This window comes from Hyphomicrobium album, from assembly GCF_009708035.1.
In the GTDB taxonomy this organism is placed as follows: domain Bacteria; phylum Pseudomonadota; class Alphaproteobacteria; order Rhizobiales; family Hyphomicrobiaceae; genus Hyphomicrobium_A; species Hyphomicrobium_A album.
On the sequence record NZ_WMBQ01000001.1, the window covers coordinates 1,758,817 to 1,782,376 of the forward strand.

Annotated in this window: 10 protein-coding genes; 2 read left to right on the forward strand and 8 right to left on the reverse strand. The window is 63.3% G+C overall.

Going from position 1 to position 23,560, the window contains the following annotated elements:
* Positions 1-8: 8 nt before the first annotated feature.
* Complete coding sequence (locus GIW81_RS08530) at positions 9-380, reverse strand: hypothetical protein (RefSeq protein ID WP_154738811.1); 372 nt, start codon at positions 378-380, stop codon at positions 9-11.
* Between the two features lie 203 nt (positions 381-583).
* On the opposite strand from GIW81_RS08530, the gene GIW81_RS08535 reads away from it, so the two are divergent.
* On the forward strand, positions 584-1,054 hold the full coding sequence (locus tag GIW81_RS08535) for a hypothetical protein (RefSeq protein WP_154738812.1): 471 nt from the start codon (positions 584-586) through the stop codon (positions 1,052-1,054).
* A 287-nt stretch (positions 1,055-1,341) separates the two neighbouring features.
* Here the strand turns inward: GIW81_RS08535 and GIW81_RS08540 are convergent, their stop codons facing one another.
* From GIW81_RS08540 to GIW81_RS08555, 4 genes are all read right to left on the reverse strand, one after another.
* Positions 1,342-13,893, reverse strand: a complete 12,552-nt coding sequence (locus tag GIW81_RS08540; RefSeq protein WP_154738813.1) for a filamentous haemagglutinin family protein — start codon at positions 13,891-13,893, stop codon at positions 1,342-1,344.
* A 161-nt stretch (positions 13,894-14,054) separates the two neighbouring features.
* Entirely contained in the window at positions 14,055-15,032 is a 978-nt protein-coding gene (locus GIW81_RS08545; RefSeq protein WP_195930474.1) for a FecR family protein, read from the reverse strand.
* A 46-nt stretch (positions 15,033-15,078) separates the two neighbouring features.
* Entirely contained in the window at positions 15,079-15,645 is a 567-nt protein-coding gene (locus GIW81_RS08550) for an RNA polymerase sigma factor (protein WP_154738815.1), read from the reverse strand.
* Between the two features lie 18 nt (positions 15,646-15,663).
* Positions 15,664-16,344: an STN domain-containing protein gene (locus GIW81_RS08555; protein ID WP_154738816.1), complete on the reverse strand. Its 681-nt coding sequence runs from the start codon at positions 16,342-16,344 to the stop codon at positions 15,664-15,666.
* Positions 16,345-16,856: 512 nt separating this feature from the next.
* Between GIW81_RS08555 and GIW81_RS08560 the strand changes: the two genes are divergently transcribed.
* Entirely contained in the window at positions 16,857-17,243 is a 387-nt protein-coding gene (locus tag GIW81_RS08560; protein ID WP_195930475.1) for a sigma-70 family RNA polymerase sigma factor, read from the forward strand.
* A gap of 921 nt (positions 17,244-18,164) precedes the next feature.
* On the opposite strand, the gene GIW81_RS08565 is transcribed toward GIW81_RS08560, so the two are convergent.
* The 3 genes from GIW81_RS08565 to GIW81_RS08575 form a co-directional block, all read right to left on the reverse strand.
* Positions 18,165-19,484 carry an HlyD family type I secretion periplasmic adaptor subunit gene (locus tag GIW81_RS08565; RefSeq protein WP_195930476.1) on the reverse strand — a complete coding sequence of 440 codons (1,320 nt, stop codon included), beginning with the start codon at positions 19,482-19,484 and terminating at the stop codon, positions 18,165-18,167.
* Between the two features lie 67 nt (positions 19,485-19,551).
* Complete coding sequence (locus GIW81_RS08570) at positions 19,552-21,759, reverse strand: peptidase domain-containing ABC transporter (RefSeq protein ID WP_154738819.1); 2,208 nt, start codon at positions 21,757-21,759, stop codon at positions 19,552-19,554.
* A complete protein-coding gene (locus tag GIW81_RS08575) occupies positions 21,756-23,552 on the reverse strand; it encodes a peptidase domain-containing ABC transporter (protein WP_195930480.1) in 1,797 nt (598 codons plus the stop codon). The genes GIW81_RS08570 and GIW81_RS08575 overlap by 4 nt, the downstream gene beginning before the upstream one ends.
* Positions 23,553-23,560: the final 8 nt, after the last annotated feature.

Genomic DNA, 23,560 nt, shown 5'->3' on the forward strand with positions numbered 1-23,560 from the left:
CCACGTTCCTACGCGATGCGCCGCCGCCAGCGCCTGACAGGGCGCGGCTCGGATGAGAAGACGAAACCCAGCGCTTCAAGCTCGCGGATAAAGGCCAGGCGGACCCGGAATACCTCCGGCGTGCCCGCAAAAATCTGTTCGCGCGTGAGCGTGAGAAGATCACCAAAGCAAAAATACCCGCGCGCAACGAGCGCTCGCACGACAGGCTCCAGAATACGCCTGCCGGCAAAGCACTGGGAGACCGATGCCTCGAGCAGCACCGCCCTGACCTTGTCGGTTGGCCAGAGGCGGGGGGCGGCGTCGAGAACGGGCGCTCGAACATCCGATGGGGCCGGGCGGGAGGATGCCAGACGCAACGGCGAGAGAACGGATGGGTTCATGGTCCAATTCCGAATCGCTTGTTGCACAAACGCACACTCACCCGCCGCGGGTTCGCCTGCAATTTTTGCTTGGGCGCTCCCTGTCAATGGATTCTCCAATGTTACCAATCAGCAACGTCGTTTTATTGAGATTGAATCGGCAACTCCCCATGTTTGCGAGGTCCCATGGGTGAAGCAAAAAACCGCGCACGCTCAAAGAACTCGTGCTGGCTGACCTGGCGCGGGCGCAGCGGCTTATCCGGCGCATGGGCGATGAGATAGACCCGCAGTTCCGTATCGCCGCGCCGGGCGGCGATGTCTGGATCGCGATGACGCTGACAGACGATGAAAGCGAGCGCGCAAACCGCCGGGCGCTGCTCTCGGACTTCATGGCCTGGAAGCTTGCGCCGGGCTTCGTGATGGCGGCAGAAATTGCCGAACCGGATGCGGTCTTCGCCATGGGTGTGAGCGTGAGCGACTTCGCGGCGGCCGTATCGCTCATTACGCGCGAGCCGCTTGCGTTCTCAGAGGCGGTCTGGATCGGACGCGATCAGGGGGGCGAGGATCTGCCCAGCCTGCTGCCGCGCGGCAGCAGAACGCTGTCGGGCGAGCGGCTCAAGGAACTTGATGAATGGTTCGGGCCGGCTGGCAGGTTTCCGGCGGTCAAGATTGCAGCGGAAAGTGAGGATAAATGATGCGTCCAACATTTTCCCAGCGTTCGGCATAGCCCCAACTACGGCCCCTGCTCAAAGGCTTGCGAACATTCAGCAAGTTGTGCTTCGAGGTCTTCCAAAGCGGTGATGATTTGGTTCGAAGTATCTCCATCGAGGCGCGCCAACGGCCCTGCGGGCCGCAGTCTAACCGGTTTCAAATCGCCGTCTGGGCGGAAGTGAACTTTGAGCTCTGCAGTAACGCCGAAAGCGTCCGCCGACAGCCGCGCCGTTTCGCGCTACTTCACGCAAGCTCGTTGACCTGGCGGAAACTACTGTTGTCCCCCTCGGCCAGCGACCTTGCGACGCTCGGCGATCAGCTGACGCGCCTCGTCCGCCGTCATTTCGCCGGCACCTAGGACTTGGTATGCGCTATCGGGGTTCTGTCCGTGCTGGTCATCTGTCGCACCTTTGCGACCCGGTCGTTCCTTGTCTTTTGCAGGTTGATCGCCATCGGGTTGACCGGCATCGCCGCCGCCGTAGCCGATGACCTCGACGATGATGATCGAAGGCTGGTCAGTGGGTGTGGTCTGGGCTGGCGCGACAGCTTCCTTTACCGCTGCGCCGGAGGTGCTTGAAGCCTCGGTGAGACCGGAGATGTTGGGTGGCTGGATGGTCGGCACACCGGTCGTCATGCCGCCGACCGCGATGTTGGCGGCGTTGCGCACCTCGATCGCAGCAATGTTGAGGCTGCCGCTGACCCTGATCCCTGCATCGCCCGCATCGACGATGCCTTCAAAGGCGATCAGGTCCGTTTTGCTGCGCGGCACCTCCGGAAGTGAACGCAGAACGGCCAGACCGCTGCCGGAGGCCGGCCCGTACGGTGTGATCGTGACATTGCCGTACGGATCGATTGAAACCGTCGGCGGCTGGATCGCAAGAACCGTTTTGGCGCCCCTCCCGGCATCGATATTGCCGGTTTTGGAGACGACCGTCAGGTCGCCGCCGCCAAGGGTGAACACACGTGATTGGTTCACCGAAATATCGTCGTTGGCATAAAGGTCGACATTGCCGCCGCGCTCCGTCACGACGCCGAAGCCAAGGGCATAGAGGGGATCGTTGGGCTTGGAATAGCCGGGGAAGTTCGCGGGCGGCGCGACAAGGCCGACCTGAATCTGCCCGTGCGGAGCGAGGATCGTAATGTTCCCACCATCGCGCGTGCGCACGGTGCTGAGGCCGCCGAAGAAGCTGCCGCTCCCGGCAGTTCCTTTCAGGAAGGTGTCGATGACAGCGTACGCACGCTCGTAATTGGCGTAGGCTGCATTGAGCGCGCCAAGTGTGTCGATCGTGATCGTCCCCCCGACCACATAGTTGCCGCCTCCCTCCGCGCCGGTATGCTCGCGACCGGAATCGCGGATCAGTTCGAAGAAAATCCGGTTGAGCAGGATTTCCCGAGCCTCCTCCGGCAGGCTAAGAAGATAGGCATAGGCCTCCGCGCCAGAGCCGATGACCTTGCCATCGGCATCGAAGAGTTGGAGGGGCTCGGAGAAGGAATTGGTCGATGCCGGATCGGCGAATTGCGCCAGGAAGCTCGCATAGTCGGGCGAGACCAGGGGCCGGCCGAGGCCGGTCTCGATGGTGATGCTGGCGCCTTGATCCTGTAGCCGAGGATTGAGCAGATTGCCGAAGCTCTGAATGCCGGTGGTGGTGCCAAGATCGACGTTGCGTCCACTTTCGATGAGCAGATCGCCCGGGCCGCCGATCTGGATCGCCACGGGTTTCACGAAGCTATTGCCACTATCGTCGGCGGGATAGATCAGGTCGCGGCCCACCACAATGGAGGTGACATCGGCGGCATTATTGTTCTGGCCGAGAAGGCGCAGATTGACCGCATCACGCCCGGCATAGATCCGTGCCGCCTTGGCAAGACTGACATAGAGAAGTGGGTCGTCACCGCTTTCGTAGGGCAGCGTGAGATCGCCGCCGAGCGCGATGATACGCGCCGGATTGTCATCGTCCGCATGCAGCCCCGCATGGCGGTTGATCACGACCGCCGGGTCCGGGGTGTTCGGATTGCTGCGGAGAAGCTGCCTGAACGTGTCCCCGCCGAGAACAGTATAGCCGCCGTCCTGTCCCGGCAGAAAATTCGCGCCGCCGCGATTGGACGACACCCCTCCCGTCCCTCCGCCGTTCAATCTGGAATACGCGGGCGCGAGCGTCGAGGTGGCCGCGTTGGTGCCGTTGACGGTCGTGGTGTAGGGCGCGAGCACGGCTGCGATATTGGCAAGCGTAGGCATCACGGCCGGATCGGCATCCGACAGCACGAAGCCGGCGTTCAGATTGATGGAGCCGCGGGCCAGGAGATCGACCGTGCCGGCCCGATCGGGGTAGGTGATGAATCTCTTGTTGTTCGTTATGTCGCCTTGCAGGGCAATGAGATGAAGCTGCGCCGGAAGAACACCCTGGTTGGTGTTCCAGGCGCCGCTGGACGGCGTGCCGACGTCCAGCGCGACATCCCGAACGGCTTGCAGCGTCACCGATCCCGTCGGAACCGAGGTAAGCAGCCCCGTCAGCACCGTCTGCACGCCTGTCCATGTCCGCGCCTGGCCGGCAATGCCGGTAGGAGGCAGGTTGATCAAGTAACTGGCGTTCTGGATCAGCGAAAGGCCGGACAGAACCACGGGCTCGGTCTCATTCGGCTTTGAAAGTCTAGGTTGGACGAGTTGATCGGAAATGCTGATATCGCGTCCCGCCCGCACTGTGACCTCGCCGGTTGAGGTCTCGATCACCAGCGGGATCGTTTTTGCCTCGAGCGCTCCGCAGCCCGAGAGACAGAGGTCGCGCACCGAGTCACCGGCTTCGAGCAGCGTGGCGCCATTCTGGGCATAGGTATAGACACCGGCGATGTTCCCGCCGGCTTTGACCGCAATATTGCCACCGCCCTGCACATAGAGGCCGGCTTGCGTCAGCGGATTATAGGCGCTCGCGACCAGCTTGGGTCCGGCATCGCGGGCATTGGTCGGAGCGACGAACTGGACTCTGGAGATATTGCCGCCCGCCGTGACCGCAATATTGCCGCCGCCGAAGGAGCCGATCGTGTTCTCGAGGAACGGAAACCACGTGTACCAGCCCAATTGGTAGAAGCCCGGCGTGACCCTGTTCGACGCAGTGGGCGTGAACAATGAATAATAGGTCTGTCCGCTGGTCGCGGAATTCATCCAGGCATCGGTCGCGTAGAGGGCACTGAACCCGCCCATATCGCCGTCCCCGTTCAGCCAATTCTGCAATTTGAGCTGGCTGCCGAGCGCCGTCATGGAGTAGGGCAGCTTTTGGTGTTCTCCGAGATTCCCTGTGGCGGTAAAATTGCCGTTCATATCGCCCGTGAGGTCACGGCCGACCGTCACGGTGACGTCGCCACCATGGGTTGGGAACGTGGATGGCGGGAGCGTGTCGGTCCGCGCGGGCGCCGTCGACGCGACCCTCAGGATGCCGGAATATTGCGTGAAGCCGGCAAGGGGCTGGGTGCTCGTCCCATTCACATTATAGCCGGTGCCCGCGGTGTAGATCAGAGACCGCGGGCTTTGCAGAATGAGATCCTTGGCGGTGGCGATGCCGATCTCACCGGTGCCGGTCCTGATGAAGGATGCGATATCGGTGTAGTTGGCAAGGGTCGAGTTATTCTGCCCGCCATTCGCGTCATGCCCGCCATAGAGATAGAGCGGGTTGGCTGTAACCGCATAAGTAGCGTTCCCAAAGTTTGCGGTCTCGTCCGCTTCGCCGGCAATGCCCGCGACCGTCAGCGTGCCCGCTTCCGCGTTGCGGTCGACTGCAAGGGCATTGGCCGCCGCGATATCGGCGCCCGCGGCCAGGAAATAGCGCGCTGAATTGGCGCCAAGCCCGCCGGACAGGCCGTTATAGGCGCCGGGCGCGGCCGGATCGAAGATCGCCGCCAAGCCCGAGGCGCCGCTGCCAGGACGCTTCGTGAAGCTCGCAAGCCCACCCGTATACTGCGAGAAGCCGTCGCTCAGCGTCCCGAGGATCGCCGTCGACCCACCCGTATAGGTGCCGAAATTCAGGTTTCCGGCGGCGCGGATCGCGAGCACGATGGGCTGGTCATATTGGCCGAAATGCCCGCTCAGCGACTGCGTCTCGCCCCTGCTGGCCACATTGAGGACGCTGGTGGCAAAGTCCGATCCCGACAGATCGATGCCGTTGGGATTGATCGCGTCGCCCTCAATGGTGATTTCGCCGCTGTTTTTGATGACGATCCCGGCCCTGACATTGACCAGCACGCGACTGGTGGCATTGCTGGAAAGGCCGTCGCTGAGAACGGCATTGGCATTGACGATCGTGGCGACGCCGTCGTCACCGATCCCGCCCAGTGCGCTCCACACCGCTGCGCCATCGCCACCGTCCCCGCCCGTCACCCCCATGAAGGTGTTGGCATCTGTGAGGTACGTCCCAAAGCTGGTGGGCGTCACCACAAGTGATGGTGTGTCGTAGCTATAGGTCTTGTTGCCGACGACGACGATGCCGTCCCAGGCGCTCTCTCCATGCACGCCGTTGAGGAAATCCGCGAAGCTGCCTCCATTGGTGGAGAGCGCCACGCCGGTCCCCGCCGTGTCCCGCGTCGTCGCGAAGGCGACCTGCCCGCCGAGAATCGGGCCCGAGACCCCGGTGTTCTGCGCGTCGGCCCCCACGTCGATCGTCGCACCGACACTGAGGTTCAACGTGCCCTGTTGGTTCCCCGCCTGCGAGGCGGCCAAGAGAATCTGCCCGCCTTTGCCATTGGCGTCGGCAACGGCGCCATGGGCGTTGAGACGGGCGCTCGCTTCGAGCGTCAAATCGTGCGCGGCCCAGAGATTGATCTTGCCCCCGGTCGCACCGGACGCATCGATCATTCCAGACACATCGATATTGCCCGTATCGGTGCTCACGGTGAGGCTGCGCGCACGGCTCAAGCCGGCCATCGTGATATTGCCGATGCGGGCCCGAATATCCCAGCTCTTGGAGAAGCCGCCCGCGACGAGGACGGCGGCCAAGGCATCGTAGTCCGCCAGGCTCCTCGTATCGAGCGCAAACGATCCGGAGCTATCTGTATCGAGCCCCTCGCCGTGGAGCGTTCCCGTCGCGATGCTGACGCCGCCCACGGGCGCCGTGAGGATGATCGTACCGGCGGCGGTCTTGTTGACCGCGCCGGCCGTGGCGAGGTCGCTGACATCGAGGCGCGCTCCGGATTGGATAGCGATGGCGCCCGAGGTACTCGAAAGCTTGACGGTCCCTCCGCCGATCGTTGCGAGCACGTCCGCGAACTGCACAGCCCGGCCGCCGACATCGATCGCGCCATGGCTGCCGACCGTGATATCGCCGCCATTGGCGGTGAGGCTGAAGACGCCTCCCGGGAGGGCAACGGTGGTGTCGACGAGCGTCGATCCACCCTGGATGGTCAGGCTGCTGGCGAGCAAAGCGCTGGGCAGAGAGGGTGCCGTGCCGCCACTGTTGATGAGCGAAACCGCATAATAAGAGGACGGGCTGTTCGGATCGCTCGCAGTGGTTATCGTGTAGGAGGCCGCGTTAAATTTCGGCACGCCAGCGACCGTCTTGACCGTCCCCCCGGTGATGCGAGGTGCATCGAGCGTCAGAGGGGCCTGCACCGAGAGCGAGCCATCGCTCGTAGCAACAATCTGGCCCCTGCTTTTGAGATTGACGGCGGAGAATCCGGCCAGGACGAAGTTGCCCGCACCAAGCGAGATTTGCGCATTATTGAGGCCGGACCCGCCGACATCGTCGGCAACGATCTGCAGGCTCGAGCCGGCAATGGATCCCGTGACTGGTGCGATGCCGCCAAAGGAATTCTGCAAAGTCACCTGCTCGGCGGTGAACAGAGCAGTGCCCGAGGCGCCTTTGTTGAGCAGGCCCGCGGCATCAAAGGTCAGGCTCTTGAGGACCGTCTGCCCTGCGGCGTCGCGAACCCCAAGGGATAGGCTGCCATAGAGATCGATCGTGCTGGTGCTGGTCAGCCGCAATTCACTCACCCTGGCGAGGGCGTTGAGCGCTGCCTGATCGAGCGCCAGGCCGTGGAGGCTTGGGTTTCCGGTCCCAAGACTTATCAGCGAAGCCTTGAGCTCGGCAGCCTTTGCGGAGACCGTCACCCCGGCGCCGAGCTTGCTCGACTGGCTGGCGAAGACGGTCAACGAATTATCCGAGATGAGCTGTGCCCCCGCGCCGATGTCGACCGAGCCCGCGATCGCGTAGCCAGTCAGCGCGAAATCGCCGGCCCGAAGAACGCCCTGATCATCGCGCGGCGAGACGCTGACGGTGCCGGTCGGCAGGCCCGCATAGTCGGGCGAGCCGCCGACGGTGGTGACCAAGCCGGCCCCGGACAGCCGGACATAGCCGATCTCATTGGCCGCCACGGCCCTGTAATAGGCTTCGACCTCGTTTCCGAGGTAAGTGAATGAATTCAGCTTGGGTGCGACGGGGGTCGCCGAAGACAGAATGTAGGTCGTGGTTCCACCCGGGGCAACGGATCCCGAGGCCACGATCACGGCATTGGGCGCGATGACGACTTGGCCGGTGCCCGCCACGGGTTTGGCCAGCTTGAGAATGCTCTCAGGGTTGTTGATGGATGTGACGGCGTCGATCGCGACACGCGGCGTCGCGATGAGCTGGATATCCGGCAGGCTCAGCGGATCGCTTGCATTGTTCGCCACGACGACCTGGCTCGCCTTGGCGCTGAAATGAAGCCCATCACTTGCAAATGAGCGCGCTCCGCCCAAGAGAAGACTTTCGACCCCGAGATTGTTCAGGTCACCGGCCGACAGCACAATCGGGTTCCAGTCATCCGGATCGCCCTGCGGTTTATAGGTCTGCAGGGCCGTCAGACGGGCGCTGGCGCTCATGGCGTCGAGTGCGCTGCGGGTCGCAGCGTCGACGACGAGCATTTGGTTGGCGCTTATGTCCGCGAGCCCTCCGAGCCCACCCGCACCGGGCATGAAACGGCCGGTACCGCTAAAGTCGAGGCTTCGCGTTGCCGCGATCGAAATCTGGGCGCCATCGCGCGGGAGTCGTGGCACCGAGGCGTCCTTCTCCGCCGCTCGCGCAGGAAAGAACGTATTTGCGTAGCTGTCGGCGATCTCTGTGTATTGCCGGGCGACCGCACCGGACATGACCTTGAAGACCGACCAATGCTCGTCCCTGGCGCTTGTCCCTGGCGCGGCGAAATAGCCCGAAGTGACTGCCGAGCCGTCGCTCAGGACCACGGTCCCAATCGGTGCCTGAGTAGTGGCCAGCGTCGCGGCGCCGGGCGCGGTCTGCACGGTGACGCGGAAGGCGCCGGGAAGCTGCGCATACTGGCCCGGCAGCAGAGTGTAGAAGCCCGCGGGCAATCCGGGCACGCCGTTCAGATAGACCTGTTTGCCTGCCGAAGGCCCGGCTCCGCCCAACGCCGGATCGTAAGGAGCGATGCCACTATAGCCGGGAAGCACCGCGTAGCTGTTGGGATCGGCGAAGATGTTCCTGGAGCCCCCGACGCCCGAGATGAACTCGCCGGCATAGAGATCGCCGCCTCCCGCGCCGTCCAGCACGGCGTTCTCCGCAACGGAAGTATCCTTCGCATTGAGTGTGATCAGTTTGGTGGGCGGCGCTGTGATCGCGTGCGGCAGGTTCGGATCGCCGGTCGCGTTGTAATACCAAGCCGTGCCGTTGTTGGTATAGCCATAGGGCGTGATTAGTCCCTCGGCCGAGACCGAGGTTAGACTGCCGGCGCCGAGCGCGATGGTGTCCGTCCCCTGACCCGTGATCGTCCAGACCTCGCCCTGAACCGGAGAGTACGGCCCTGCCACGGTGCTTACGCTGACCACAAGCCCCGTTTCCGCCAAAGACCCGACGACGCCCGTCAGCGTTACGCTGCCACTTTGGTTCCTAACGGTGACGCTCTGTCCCGGGACGAATCTGCGTCCGGTCGTCTGAAACTCCCAAAGCCCAGCCACACCCAGCGTACTGGGGGTTCCTGGGAGGTTACTCCGCAGGGTGCCCGTGTCCGTTTGGTCCGGCGCGCCGAGATTGATCGTGCCGGTCGGCGCGCGCAGAGTGCCCGAGTGATCGATCACTGGCGCAAAGACGTTCAGCACTCCGCCCGCCGAGAGAGGCACCTGCGGCGGAGCGCCATTGGCCGCGAGGCTGATCACCGTCGCGGAATTGAGTGCGTAGGTGGAGCCGGTCGTGGGATAGATCTGACCGGCCTTGATGCGAAGCTCCTGGGCGGAGAAGAGCGCGCCGCTAAGCCGTGTCGGATCGACTTGGCCGCCGGACGATAAGCTGGGGCGGCCGGTCAATCGAAGATCTCTGGCGATATCGAACAGAGTGACCGCCGCGCCCTGCACGGCGAGATCGCCGACGAGATCCGCGTTGTTCGCGGCGATAGTCAAGCTTCCGGTTCCCGCGCCCGGAAGCGCGAGGCCCTCGTTGTTCTGCCAGCGGAAATAGTTCGCGCTTAAGCGCTCCGTCCGGCCGTCGGGAACGATGATCGTGGTCGCATTGATGATCAGCTGATCGGCAAGCGCGAGGGATACGTCGGCCTCCGGGGAGAATGTGACGTAACCCTCCGCCGTGCCGATCACCCGATCTGGGGATGGCGAAGCGGCGGTCAGGCTGAGCGAATGGAAGCCGCCTTGCGCGACCATCTCGGTCGAAACCGGAATGACGGCGTTGACCAGGCTGGCCGTGTTCGCAGCACCGGGCAGAATGTGGCTGTCACCGACAGTCGGCTGAAGAACGATGTTCGTGGCTTCGATCGCCGGCCAATAGCCAGTCGGGGTCGCAACGCCGGCCTCATCGACCTTGCCGCCATGCGCGGCAAGCGTGATGCTCAAGCTGCCGCCCGCTGATCCCGCGCCGCCGGCGTTGCCCAAGAGCGTGCCTTCGAGCGCCGCGCCCAGCACGGCCGAAATCGAAATCGCGCCACCGGCGCTCGAAACAGGAAACGTCTCGGCCTGCGTCGCGGCGTCTGTGAACGGCGGGCGGCCGGGCTCGAATGAGCCGGCGGCGCGTAGCGTGGACTGACCGGCCGTCCCCGACACGTCGATGACCGACCCTGCGGCCAGAACAATATCGCCGCCGCTGACCGTCACCTGGCCACCAGCCAGGACGTCGCTAAAGATCGTGCCGTCGCTCTGTGGCACGGCGATCTGAGTACCGGCGGCCAACAGCTTCCCGGTGCCCGTCAGCCACACGCCCTCGCCCCTGAGAGGAACCGGAGCGCCGGACGCATCCGGTTGGATCGACTTGTAGGTCCCCCCGCCAAGCGCAATGGCTCCGCCCGGTGCGGAGACGATGCCGCTCACGATCGCGATTTGATCTCCGGTCAGCTTGATCGAGCCCTTGGCGTCGGTTTCGATCCTGCCGGCGATGTTGAGCGCATAGGTGCTCGCATCGATCGCGCTTTGATAGCTGCTCGTGCCCGGAATACCCCTATTCCAGAGATCACCCGTCGACCGCAAAGCGATGGACGCAGCCTGGCGTAGACCGGCCGGCAATATAATCGGCGTTGCGAGACCGCGGATCGAGGTCGCCGAAGCGGCAGTCGGATCTGAGATCAAGAGCGAGGCAACCGTGGGCGTCAGATCAACATCGGACGGAAGGTTTATTCCCGCGGCCGTCAGGCTCGTGGCGGAAAATCCGCCCGAAGAGAAGAAATCGGTCGAGACGGCAAGCGGCGTGTAGGGGTTGCCAAACGCATCGGTGGTCGGCGTTGCTTGCTCCATCAGCGCGCCACCCATCTGGCTCGCCGCTTTGATCGTGGCAACGGACGACGTTGTGAGGCTAAGCGTCCCGCCCTTGCTGGTTCCGGTGCCATAGCCGAGGAGCTGGCCGGGTTTCAGCCCGCCCTCGAAGTTCACATAGCCACGAGGAACCATAATCGGGGGATTGGACCCTCGCGTGCCGGGCAAGAGGTCCGTCGCCAGGGTCAACGCTCCGCCTTTCCCGGTCGTGACCTTCCCCGAAGCGGACACATAAGCGCCACCGGAAACATCCAGGATGCTCCCCTCGCCCAGATTGATATCACCGTTTGAGCTGAGCGAAATCGTTCCGCCGTCAACGGCAATGGATGTGCTCCACAGCTCGCTTCGGTCGTTCGTCCAGAGGCCGGCGACACTCACGGTGACACCGGGCCCGATCGTCACGAGGCTCGAGCGTGGACTGCGGGTTCCGTTGAGGTTGTTTTCGACGGTGGATCTGAGCGTGAAACCGCCGGTGAGCTTGATCGTCCCGCCGGGCACAGTGATCGAACTTTGGATATCGACAGTGTTCGCCGTCGCCGAGAAGCTTCCTCCGGCCTGGAGCGCAACCGGGTTACCCGCCGCAAGCACAACCTCGTCATTGGCCGCAAGCGTGACGCTGGCAAATCCCGAATTGAGCCATGACGCCGGCAGATAGACCGAGTTGACCGACGCCGAGTGCGCGCTGAAGAGCGTGTTGAGATCGGTGTCGAGATCGAAGCCTGCCGCCCAATCTGCCGCAATCCTGGTTGCGGCTTCCGACACGACCATCCGATCGGTGCTGTAGGAGCTCGCGTCTATATCGAGATAAAGAGGCGGAGGGCTGAGAAAAGCGGCGCCCTGAACGACCAGGGCGCCGCCTCGGGGCGCGCTTGCCGGCGTGCGCTGCTTTTCTCCGTGTACGATGGAGGAGCGAATCTCTCCGCCCAGGACCGCCGAAGCAACCTGCAAGGTCAGACTGCCCCCCGCCCCGCCCTGGATATAACCCGGATCGGTGTAGCCGGTTGGCGCGGATCCGAGCGGCATGTGGTAGGTCTGGGTGACACCCCAGCGGGCGTGGTGCCGCGTCCAGCCGTCGTCAACGATACCGATATAGCGGCGATCCGGCGTGGCGTCCGCCGAGCTCACTGAGATGATCCGCCCATCGGCCGTGATCACCTGGGAGACGCGCACGAAGCCCGGCGTGTAGGTGAGATAACCGCCCGAAACGTCGATAATCGAGCCTTGGGCTTGAACGAGATTCGCTGCCCCGTTTGCGCTCGATATGGAGATGGGCGCACCGTTCATCATCCGCTCTTCGAGCGATCGTTCGGTCAGCCCGACCCAGCCGCTCGCATCGGCAAGCGGCGTACCCTGCCAGGTCGTCCCGTCGGCATTCGTTCCCGACGCGCTCGCATCGACATAGATCGTCCGCTGATAGAGTAGCCCATCCTTGACCACCGGAGAATCGCGCAGTTCGTTGGAGCGCAGCTCGACCTTGACCGAATTGCGCGAGGCGCTGGCAACCGCGCCCGTCGTACCCGCCGCATCCAGCAAGCTTCCGGCTTCGAGGAAAACCTGACCGACGGTGGTCAGATTGGTGCCCGTGGCGGTGATCGTGATTCCACCAGGACGACTGTTCGCATTCCTCACATCGTACCCACGCAGCTGGACGATGCCCTTGATGTCGACATCCGTGCCGCTGAGCGTGATGCTTGAATTGGCGATCGCCTGTGTATCGGTGATCAGCGATTGATCATTCGCGTCGGGGACGATTTGAACGAGGCTTGGCTGGGGGGCAACACCAAAAGCGGCGAAGAGCGGGTTGTCGTTCGGCCCTCCTAGCACCAGCCGGCCGTTTTCGGCCCGCACAAGGATTGAGCCGTTCTTCGTCGTCGAGGTAGTCGCGGTCAAGACACCGTTCTGAGCGACCGCGCCGCCGATGATTGTGATGTTGCCCTCGGCGGCGGATATCCAGCCATTGTTGACAACCGAGCCGGGCGTTACGGAGCTATAGTAACCGTTATCGACATTGGGGTTCTGACTACTGATGTTCTGTTGGACGACAAATCCCCGCGTGTAGGTGTCGCCGGCCGCCAACATGACATCGCTGCCACCCAAAAGAAGTGCCTGTCCCTGCGGCGTGCTGATGATACCGTCATTCCGAACGGATGAAGCGAGCAGCACCACAGTGCCATTCGAGGCCGTGATCTCGGCGCCTGCAACGACGCTCACAGCACCGGCGGAATAGGTGTTTTGGTTGACATCGACGCTGTGGAAAGAAGGGGTGCCATCGATCGATAGGATCCCCTTGCCGGTCAGGAACTTGGATTTCGTGGGATCAGTCGCGTATGTGTCGTTCAAATTGAGCGACGATGCGATGAGGGTGTGGACGTTAATTTGGCTCGATCCGCCGAAGATGATGCCGTTCTTGTTGATGACGTAGACTTGCCCTTCCGCCCTCATCGAGCCGAGGATGCTGCTCGGCGCCGTGCTCGCGTCGGTCAGTACGTTGAGCGCGATCCAGCTGTTGGCACTGCCGCCGCCTGCCGTCTGGTCGAAATAGAGACCCGTCTCGCGGCCCACATTGAAGCTGTCCCAGGTGAGGATCGCCCTCTGCTGGTTCTGCTTGATGGTGACTTGAGATCCGTCCTGACCCGTCGTCTGTGACAGTCCCGGATGCTCCCCGTCAGTTCCCCTCTGCTCGATACCGGTCCAATGCGTCGGCGTGTCGTAGGTAGTGGTCGTCGTCGGGCCAGTATTCGTCGTTATGGAACCATTCAGGCCCCCCTCGGGCATCAATCCATCCGGATGCAGGCCGTTCGGCACCGGGCTGACGCCCTGCTTGGCCAACGCCCGCGCCGCGTCCTGGCCGGCGCGCATGTTCTGGATCGCCTGGCTCGCGCGCCCCAGCATATCGATCGAGCGCTTTGCGGCCGCTGCCGCCTGTGCCGCAGCCTCCTGCCCGGCCGCATTCGCCGGCGGCCGCGACCCATTCCCGCCGCCGAGCAGATCCACTGCATACACAGGCGGGCAGGCCGCAAGCGCCGTCGCCACACTAAGATTGGCAAGCAAGACGTATCGCGAGCAACCTAGCGAGCGGGAGAACGAAAGGTTCTTGCGCATGAACGGCTCTCACCGGAAAAGAAGCAGCATCGACGACCGCGCTCACCGTCCGCGGTCGCAGCCTAGATCCTTCTCGCAGCTCGATACCGAAAAGATTTTGACCCCATCCGATTGAACCCGGCGCGTTTGTCTCCGAAATGAGACACCGTCCGCTACTGGGATCATCCCAGAAGCACGATACCGCCGGGCAGGCGGGTCACAGACGCACCGAAAACACTTTGGATCTGCTCCACGACACCGTCGATGCTCGCTATCTGGAACCGCGCGTTGAACAGCCGGCGCCCAAGCGCCGCGTTTATCACGATGATTGGGGTGCTCCGGTACCGATTGATTTCTGCTACGGCCTCGGCGAGCGGCGTCGATTGAAACACCAGCATGCCGCCTTTCCAGGCAGTCACGAGCGAGGCGTTGACCTTCGTCACGGAGCCTAATCCGTCCGGTGAGTAGGCTACCTGTTCGCCGGCGCGAACCCTCACGACATGGCCTTTGTGTATGATATCGAGCCGGCCGGCGACACATGTCGTGCAGACGATATTTTTCTCGTAGCGTATGTTGAAAACCGCGTCTGCGGTCAGGGCTTGACCGTCTGCTGCGATCACTTCAACAGCCCGGCGCATTTCGGAACGCGTGACGATGGAAGCTTCACCAGCGATCAACTCGATCCGCTCTGTGCCATTGGCTGACGGCCTCAGAGCGATGCTGGTGCGCGTGTTCAGCTCCACGTGTGGACCGCCGGCGAGCGTTATGCTGCGTTGCTCGCCGGGGGCTGTCCGATAATCGGCCGCGAGTTCGGACCACGATGGCCAGAGGCCAAGCGGCGGCCGAGCGGCGAGATAGATTGCGGCACCGACCGAAGCGGCAAGTGCTCCACCGACGACTGCACGGCGGCCAACGCGTACGCTTCGCTTTTGAGCGTCTTTGCGGTGCTCCTGCACTCGTATCTGGTTTGCCGGTTCGATCGCCTCCCAGAGCTGACATGCGCGCGCGAACGCTTGCGTGCGTGCGGGATTGGAGGCGGACCATTGTTTGAACGCTGCTAGGTCCTCCGGACTGGCATTGCCAGCCGTGAACCGCATCATCCAATCGTGCGCCTCGCGGTCCACCACTGTCAGAAACGGGTTCTCGGGAATATCCGCCACTATCGCATGTCCACTACTGGCCGAGCCTGCCCCACAACCTCTGGCATCAGATTGGATCCTCATCTGTCTGAGATCTCTTCGACGGCTTGGGACCGAATCTTTGCACGATCGTTCGCTCAAGGCGCAGCGCGCAATGGGCAAGCGCATCTCTGAGCTCAAGCTCGACAAGTCGCTGCGAGATGCCGAGACGCTGGGCAATCGTCCATAAGGGATCGCCGCTCAGCCGCGAAGCGAGCAGGATCTCTCGGCGGCGCGGAGTGAGTTCCGCCAGGGCCTTGGCAACCGCCTCAACCTCGGAGCGCGCAATTGCGGCGCGCTCGGGATCTGGCGTCTCGTCAACTAGTCCGATCGCCATTTTGGCGTCAGTGAGCGTGACGAAGCGGTTTTCGATGCTCAGGCGCTTGAGGGCAACGTTGGCGGCCATTTGCAACAGGTAGTGCTTCGGGCTTTGCACGCTCCCGGCGGGATCCGCGCTCTCGATCCGCAGCCAAGTTTCATGCAGGGCGTCGCTGGCGAGCTCAGCGGATCCCAAACGCCGGGTCAGTCGTGCCCGCAGCTCATCATAGCCGAGCAAGAAGAACTCACGTAGCGCGTCGCGGCTCGACTTGCTCATGCGTGCATCTTGCACATCTCAGCGCGCCGCCGTCGTCGTGGATCTGGCACAGCCGGTCGGCTCTCCATCGGCACGGGCAAGAACCGCCATGTTGATGGGCTGTGGCATCCCGCCGGGTGGTGGTGCCCCGATCCGCACCCCCTGCAGCGCCGCCGCGAACGCTTCACTCCGCCGGCGGTCGTCCGGAGCATCGAGCAGCGTCGCGCGCTGCACCGCACCGGCGGGCGTCAACCACAACTGGATCAATAGGTCTGCCGAGCCTGGCCTGGTCTCGGTGCGCGCGCACAACACTTGCGATACGCGCACCTGGATTGCCGCGAAGTAGGACTGAACGCTGGTATCGGCGATACGCGATGGCCGAGCCGGCGTGATGGTAATACTGCTTGGGCCGGTCGACCGTGCTATGAGGCCCGTGCCGACTAGCAGTTGACGCAGTGCCTGCTCTGGCGCAAGCACGCCTTCGATCGGGCTCGAAAGTTGACCGAGGGCGAACTCCCCGTCGTAGTACAGCTCAATACCCGATACCGTGCTGTAAGTGTTCAGTGCGACAGCGAGTGGCTGGGCTACAATCGCGAAGTGCCGAGGGGGTGTCGTTTGCGAGAGGGCGCCGTAACCGAGCCACGTTAGGGCCAATACGGACGTCAACGCTCGACATAGCCAACGGCTTCGGCACTGCGCGGAAACCGCGGCATCCGGCATCAGCACGCTTCCCACCCACTGGCCGCAAATTGGTCCTAGTCTGCCGACCCTTACCTGCGAAGTGTAACACTTACGTGTCGGGTGATCCGTGGCCTCGCGGATACAAGTGAGTGCCCAGTTCCCTCGCGAAGCCCACTTCGGCAAGTTCTGGAAAGCTCTCATCCAAACTCGCCAAGGTCTCATCCGGGCGCCAGACCGCAATGTAGCGTGGATTTGAGTCAGCCTGGACAGCGGCGGTAGGCGAGCTGCGGACCGCCGTGGCGCCCACGCGGAAACGTGCCGCGCAACTTGTTCACAGGTTTCAAAGGCTCAAGTCTTCGCAAAGGGTCTGCGCGGACCGTCCCCAATATGGGTTCGCAGCGCGTCATTCAGTGACATGCGGAGCATGCGTGCGCGTTGGAACTGGATCAACGACCATGGCCCGCCCTCCCCCAAGCTCCAAGTCGCCAAAGAAGCGAGCACGACACAGCCGCAGACCTGATGCACCCGCCAGCGGTCCGCAGCAAGACATCGTGCCAAAACTGCCGGCTGCGAACAGCCGAACCCTCATTCGTCGTCTCGTGCGGGTAGCACTCGCCTTCGCCGCGCATCGGCAACGCGGGGCTGCGCGTAAGCTGACCGAGGCCGAGATAGCAAGCCTGCTGCAGAGCGCCGAGGATACGCACGATCTGGCACACGAGACGGACGCGCAGTCAGAGGCGCTAGCTCAGGCGCTCGCCGAGTTGCCCGAGCGCCGCCGCGCTATTCTCGTTGCGGCGCTGCAGGACAAGGCCCCCTGGCGGGCCATCGCCAAGCGCCTCGGCGTCAGCATGGGCACCGTAAACATTGAGCTGCGCCGGGCGCTCGAGCACGGGGCGCGCCGCCTGCGGCAGATACGCGGTGCGTCCGACAAGAATTGACCCACCTGGGTGGGCTGCGCTGGCAGCACTCGTCCTCGGCGATGCGTCAAAGACTGTGCGTGCGGAGCTGATCCGCCCGGCTTTTTCCCGGCCTCCTGATAGACTATGGCTCAGGAGCAGGCTCAAACAGTTGAGAATCCACCGCTAAAGCACCCTCAAGCTCTTCCAGAGCGGCGAGCCAATAGTTCGAACTTTCTCCACTCGGGTGCGCCATCCCCCGCCATGAAATCTCACGCAAAATTTGCTGGAATGAATTTCTACCCTGTAGATCTGGTCCGAAATTGCTGAATGCTGCATTTCGCATGCGGATGAGGGTGGGGGAAATGTGGGGGAACGTAGCCAGGGTGCGCGCGTGCCACGATGGGTGCGTTGAGCAAAAAAACTCAACTCAATGCGCCGCGTTGAGGCTGCTGACCCAAAGTCGGCGCTGCGCGGACCCGGCCAGCGCTGACGTCCACTTCTATACAGAAGCGGACCTCGTCACCTTATCCCTCGCCGTGACCTTCGCGTCCGCTTGATCCCATTTGCGGAAGTGGGCACATGACCGCGTTTGCTCCAGCGACGAGATCCGACACAGTTCTGTTTCGGGAGGTAGAGCGGACCTTCGTGTACATCACACGAAGGTCCGCTTCCAAACTCATGTCGTCTTCACTGACGGCGGATGACTGCGGGGCCGGATGCGAGCACGTATACAAAAGCCAACATCACTCTGATAATGGCGCGGAATGATTGGGCTAGGCAGTGGGCGGACGCTTCATCCTAACCGCAGACATTTCCGCCTTGAGTAATTTTGCGCGTTCGTGCCCGAGGTGATGTCTGCTCCAATTTCCGGAGCGACATCGCTCCTGCCCACACTTGTGGCGTCGGCCTTGGGACCACCGATGCCGATAGTGACATAGGCCTGCGCCGTTTGGTCTGGGATCACCGCTCCGAGAAGGCGACGTCCATCCCGCGGAAGATCGGCTTCAGCAGATAGCGCAGCAGCGACTTGCTGCCGGAGATGATGTCGGCGTCGATCGTCATGCCGGGCTGGAGCCGCGCGAACGGCTTGAAGTTTGTCGCATCGGCAGGATCGAACTTGATCAGCGCCTTGTAATAGAGCTGGTCGTCCTCGGTCTCGAAGGTCGTCGGCGAGATCGAGGTGACCGCGCCCTTGAGCTTGCCGTAGCGGCTGAAATCGAAGGCGCTGACCTTGATGTCGGCTGCGTCGCCGACCTTGACGTCGGCGATGTCCTCCGGATGGACGCGAACCTCGGCCACCAGATCGCCCCCGACCGGCACGACACGCAAGATGCTCTCTCCGGGCGGCACCACCTCCCCAGGTGAGCGCTGCAGCAGGTTCTGCACCCTGCCGCGAATTGGTGAGCGAACCTCGAGCCTGTCGACGCGATCCGTCTGCTTGCGGACCGTTTCCTGAATCTCAGCAAGCTCGCTCGATGCCTTTGTCAGCTCCTCGCTCCAGAGCTTGCGTGCCTGTGCCTCGGCTTCATCGAGCGCCGCCGCGGCCTCCGGTAGCGCTTCCTCGGCCATCGCCAGCTTGCGCTCGCTCTCGCGCAGCTGGATGCGCGCCTGCTCGTAGAGGGTTTCAACCTCCAGTACCTGCTTTTTCGACATGGCGCCCTGCGCGAACAGCTGCTGGCGGCCATCCAGACGCTCCTTCTGCATCTCGACCAGCCGTTGCTGCATCGGAATCTGCGACTTCAGGCCGGCGATCTCCGCCTTGCGCTGATCGACACGGCTCGCCAGCAGTTCGCGTTCCTTGGCCCGCTGCGCAACACGCAACCGAAGGACCTGATTGTGCTCGGCGACGATATCGGCGCCGATGCCCTTCAACGAGCCCGGCTGCATCTCGCGACCGGCGAGAAGCGCTTCCGAGCGCGCCTTCTGCAGCGTCAGATTGTTGGCGCGAACGTGCAGGCCGGCGAGATCGGATTGGGTCTCGATGGGCCGCAAGCGCAGCAGCGGCTGCCCCTTCTCGACGAGATCGCCCTCGCTGACGAGAATCTGGTCGACGATGCCGCCTTCCAGATGCTGCACGGGGCGCACCTCGAAGCGCGGCACAAGCTGTCCCTGCGCTTTCGAGTGCTCGCGGATGGGAGCAACCGCGGCCCAAACCAGCGCCACGGCGACGAGCAGGACGACGATACGCATCGTATGCCGGCGCGTCCTCGTCGAGGCCTGGTCCTCGAACTCGATTGGGCTGGTCAGCCAATCGGGCGTCTCGGCGGGTGCGACGGCCACTGCATTTGTTCGCGACATCACGCTTATACTCAATCCATTGGTTCTACCGACGCGCCGGCGCGCGTCGTCACGCAACTTCGGCGTGAATGACTTCCATAATTTTGGGAATGATGTTGTCCGGCTTGCCGCTCATGGCGACGGTGCCCGCATTCATGATGATGATGCGGTCGGCAATCCGCATGTGGCTGGGTCGAGCGGTCACCAGCACCACGGTGGTGTTGCCGCGCAGAGTGTTGAGGTGGGAAATCAGGGCGGCGTCGCCTTCGGCGTCGAGGCCGCTGTAGGCGTCATCCAACAGAATGATCGAGGACTTCTTGACGAAGGCGCGAGCCAGCGACAGGCGGCACAGCATGCCTTGGGAAAACGAACGAGCGGCGGTCGCGCTGATGCGCGTCTCGATCCCCTCGGGCAGATCAGGATGCGGCAACCGAATCCCCACCGCCGCCAAGGCCTCGACGATGTCGTGATCGGTAGCGTCGGGGAAGGCAAAGCGCAGGTTGTCGGCAACCGTGCCGTAAAAGAAGTTCAGGTGGTTGGACGCATAACCGACCGCCGCACGAACTTCCGCAGGATCGAGCTGGCGCATGTCGAGGCCGCCCAGCCGCACCGTGCCCATGTACTGCGGATAGAGACCCAGAAGCACCTTGAGCAGGGTCGACTTGCCACTGCCGCTGGGCCCCGTGACGACAACGGTCTCGCCCGGCCGGATGTCGATGTTGACGCCCCGCAGCTGCGGCTCCTGGCGCGTCCCGAGATTGAGATAGAGCCCCGAAGTGGCGATGCTGCCGCGCAGTCGCCGGTAGACAAGCGGCGCGGGCTCGTCGCGCTCCGGCCGCATGCGCATCAGATCGTCGATCTGCCCGATTGTCGTACGCAGCTGCCACAAGCGGGGCAGGCCGAGCGACACGATCTGCAGCGGAACCAGCATTCGCCACACGATGATCATGCAGGCGACCAGGCCGCCCAGCGACAGCGTGCCCTCGATCACGCGCTGCGCGCCGACTCCTAGAGTGGCAACCCCGGCAAGGGCGATGAGTGCGTTGGTCGTGATCTGCAGCGCGTTGCTCTGGCGCATGCTCTCGAAGCGGGCTCGCTCGTAGATGGCAAGCTTGCGGCCATAACGGGCGAGCCACTTGGGTTCAGCGGAAGCACCTCGCAGGGCGCCAAACTTGGTCGCCAGCTCGAGCAGCATGGTCTCCGCCTTGAGCCTGACGGCGGCAACCCTCGACGTGTGCGCCAAGGACGCCGGCACGGAGAAAGCGGCGAGCGCGATCATGACGAGGGCGATCCCCAGCGGCACAAATCCCAAAGAGCCGCCGATGACGAAAAGCATCGCGAGGAACAGGAGCGTGAAGGGCAGATCGATGAGGGCCGACGCAAGGCGCCCCGCAAACAGGTCGCGGCCGAGCTCGAACTGCCGGAAGCGCGCGAGCTGCGACGAGAGCGGCGCCCGCTCCGTCAGCGCCAGGGGCAAATTGACAACGGCGGAGAGTGCTCGAACCTGGACGATGCCGTCGAAGCGCGAGGCGATGTAGGCGATGCGCTTCGACCGCTGAGCGTAGAGAAAAAGTTCGAGCGCAAGACCCACAGCGGCGCCGAAGGCAAGAAAGGCCAGGGTATCGCGCGAACCTGTGGCGACCACCAGGTCGTAGACGAGCAGGATGTAGAGAGACAGGACAATGCCGAGCGCACTGATCGCTGCCGAGTACACGGCAATCCTTATGATCGGTTTGCGGAGCGACCGCACGACGGCTCCGACAAACCCATCGACAGGGGCCCAGGCCGCGGCCTCGTCGGCTGTGTTCATCCTCAGCAGGTAGGTAGTGCCCCGCAGTGAGTCGGCATCCACGCTCGCGGACGGCGCGGCGGCGTTGTAGACTTGCGCCTTCCCGCCTACGGACCTGACGAGCCAGCAGGTTGCGGCATCCACTACCAGGTAGGGCAGGTCCCTGGCCGCCAACTGCCGGCCGTGGCGTTCCACCATGATCAGGCCCACGTCCAGACGGTCGAGGACCGTACGCAGCATGGTGAACGAGCCGATCCGCTGCATGTGGGGAAGAGCTTCGAACAAGCGGCGATGCTCTCCGCGCCATCTGAGTGTGGCTAGTATCTCCAGCAGCAACCGGTCGAACGTACCCGCATCCGCGGCCAAGCCGATCGAGTGGTGCTGCGTGTCCGCGCTCGAGGCAGCGGGGCCCTCGCGCGCGAGGTTGCCGGCCACCGTCGCTCTGTCTTCGATCCTGCTCGCACTTTCTGTCTGATTGGGTTGGATCATGCGACGACCTCCTTGGAGGAGGCAGCCGATTTCATCATCGATTGCTTTTCATGGAGCTGCACGAATTTCCGCCCGCGAATCGCGACGACGCGGTCGGCGACGGCGGCGAACGAAGGCCGGTTCGTAATGATGATGATAGTCACCTTGCCCTTCAGAGAAAGGAGCGCGCGCGCCAGCAGGTGGTCGCTTCGGTAATCGAGCGCGAGGTTCGCTTCATCGAGGATCAGGAGCCGCGGCTGACTAACCAATGCCCGGACAATGGCGATGCGCTGCAGCAGGCTCGGCGGTATCGGCTCGCTAGCAGCCTCGCCCAGCCGGGTGTCGTAGCCACGGGGAAGGGCGTGGATATCGTCTTCGAGGCCGATCAGGCGCGCCATCGAGAGTGCCCTCTCGGCGTCGTTGCCTTCATCGTACATCGTGAGATTGTTGAGGACGGTGCCGCGTATCGACGCCACATGATAATCGACCAGCGCGAGGTTGCCGCAGAGGCAGGTCTCGGCCAGCGTTGCTGGTATCCCGTCGATCAGAACCTGGCCTGACTGCGGACGTAGCCGTCCCAGGGCGAGGCGGACGACTGTCGACTTGCCGCTGCCGTTCGGTCCCGTCAGCGCAACGATCGCACCAGGCTCGATGCAAAAGCTGGCATCTGACAGTATCGGCTCCGGCTTGCCCGCATGGGTGAACGAAACATCCTCGAAGACCACACGCGCCGGTAGCGCTCTATTGATGGCCGGGGCAGGCCGGTCATTGCGCGGCAACTCGTAAATCGGCCGCGCCGTCTCCTCCGCGACAATCACCGAGTGTATCTCGTTCCAGCTCGAGACCAGGCGCCCCAGCGGCTGCATCACTCTTCCGGAGAGCATCGTGCAGCACGCCAGCGCGCCGATCGTGATGTCGCCGTTGATCGTCAGCAAGGCGCCGAGCGTGACAGTCGCCAGCTGCGTCGTGGTGGATGCAAGGGAAGCGAGGCTGACGGCATTGTCGGACAACAGATGGACGTTATAGGAATGGCCGGACGCTGCTTCCTCCAGGCGCTCGAAGCGGCGCAGAACCTGCTGCTCCATCGCAAGCGCCTTGACGTCGACGATGCCGCTCAGAGTTTCATGCAGGAAATCGCGGGTCTTCGCCTCCGAACGCGCGCGCGCCGCCGTGGCGACCTTCAGCGCGCGTCCCTGCATGATTGCGACGATGGCGAACAAAACGAACATTGCAAACGGAATGGCCGCGAGCAGGGGGCTTATCGCAAACAGGAAAGCTACGAATATCAATACGAACGGCAGGTCGATGATGACCAGACGCGCAGGGTTCAGCTGAAAGTCCGAAACCGTACCGATGGCCTGAAAGCGTTGCAGCAGCCAAGTTGCAGGCTCCCGGTGGAGCACCCGAGCTGGCGCCAGCGCAACGCGGGCGGCGGCATCGACACTGTTCCTCCAGGCTTCCTTCATCGCGGCCCAGGCGATGACTTGGCTGCGCATGACCCGCAGGACCGCCTCCAGGAGCACGACAATGCACACGCAGAGGACGAGGTAGAAGAGAGTGGACCAGCTCGCGCGCGGGATGATGCGGTCATAGACCTGCAGAATTGCCAGCGGCAGCGCCAAGCCCAACAGATTGATGGCGACCGAGGCGGCAATCACGTCGGCCGGCAAGCTGGAGAACGTCCTGCCGAACAGCTGGAGGTACTCTCGGCCGGCAACAGCCGACACCCCGCCTGAAGGCGCGCCGGAGGGGCCATCCGAGGCAGGCGAGGTTCTTGGTGTTGCTGAGTCGAATGTCGAGATGGTGGGCTGCACGGTGGCTC

Excerpts from the sequence above, each read along its gene's own strand:
- GIW81_RS08530 (WP_154738811.1), bottom strand. The coding sequence starts at position 380 with ATGAACCCATCCGTTCTCTCGCCGTTGCGTCTGGCATCCTCCCGCCCG.
- GIW81_RS08540 (WP_154738813.1), bottom strand. The coding sequence starts at position 13,893 with ATGCGCAAGAACCTTTCGTTCTCCCGCTCGCTAGGTTGCTCGCGATAC.
- GIW81_RS08550 (WP_154738815.1), bottom strand. The coding sequence starts at position 15,645 with ATGAGCAAGTCGAGCCGCGACGCGCTACGTGAGTTCTTCTTGCTCGGC.
- GIW81_RS08555 (WP_154738816.1), bottom strand. The coding sequence starts at position 16,344 with ATGCCGGATGCCGCGGTTTCCGCGCAGTGCCGAAGCCGTTGGCTATGT.
- GIW81_RS08570 (WP_154738819.1), bottom strand. The coding sequence starts at position 21,759 with ATGATCCAACCCAATCAGACAGAAAGTGCGAGCAGGATCGAAGACAGA.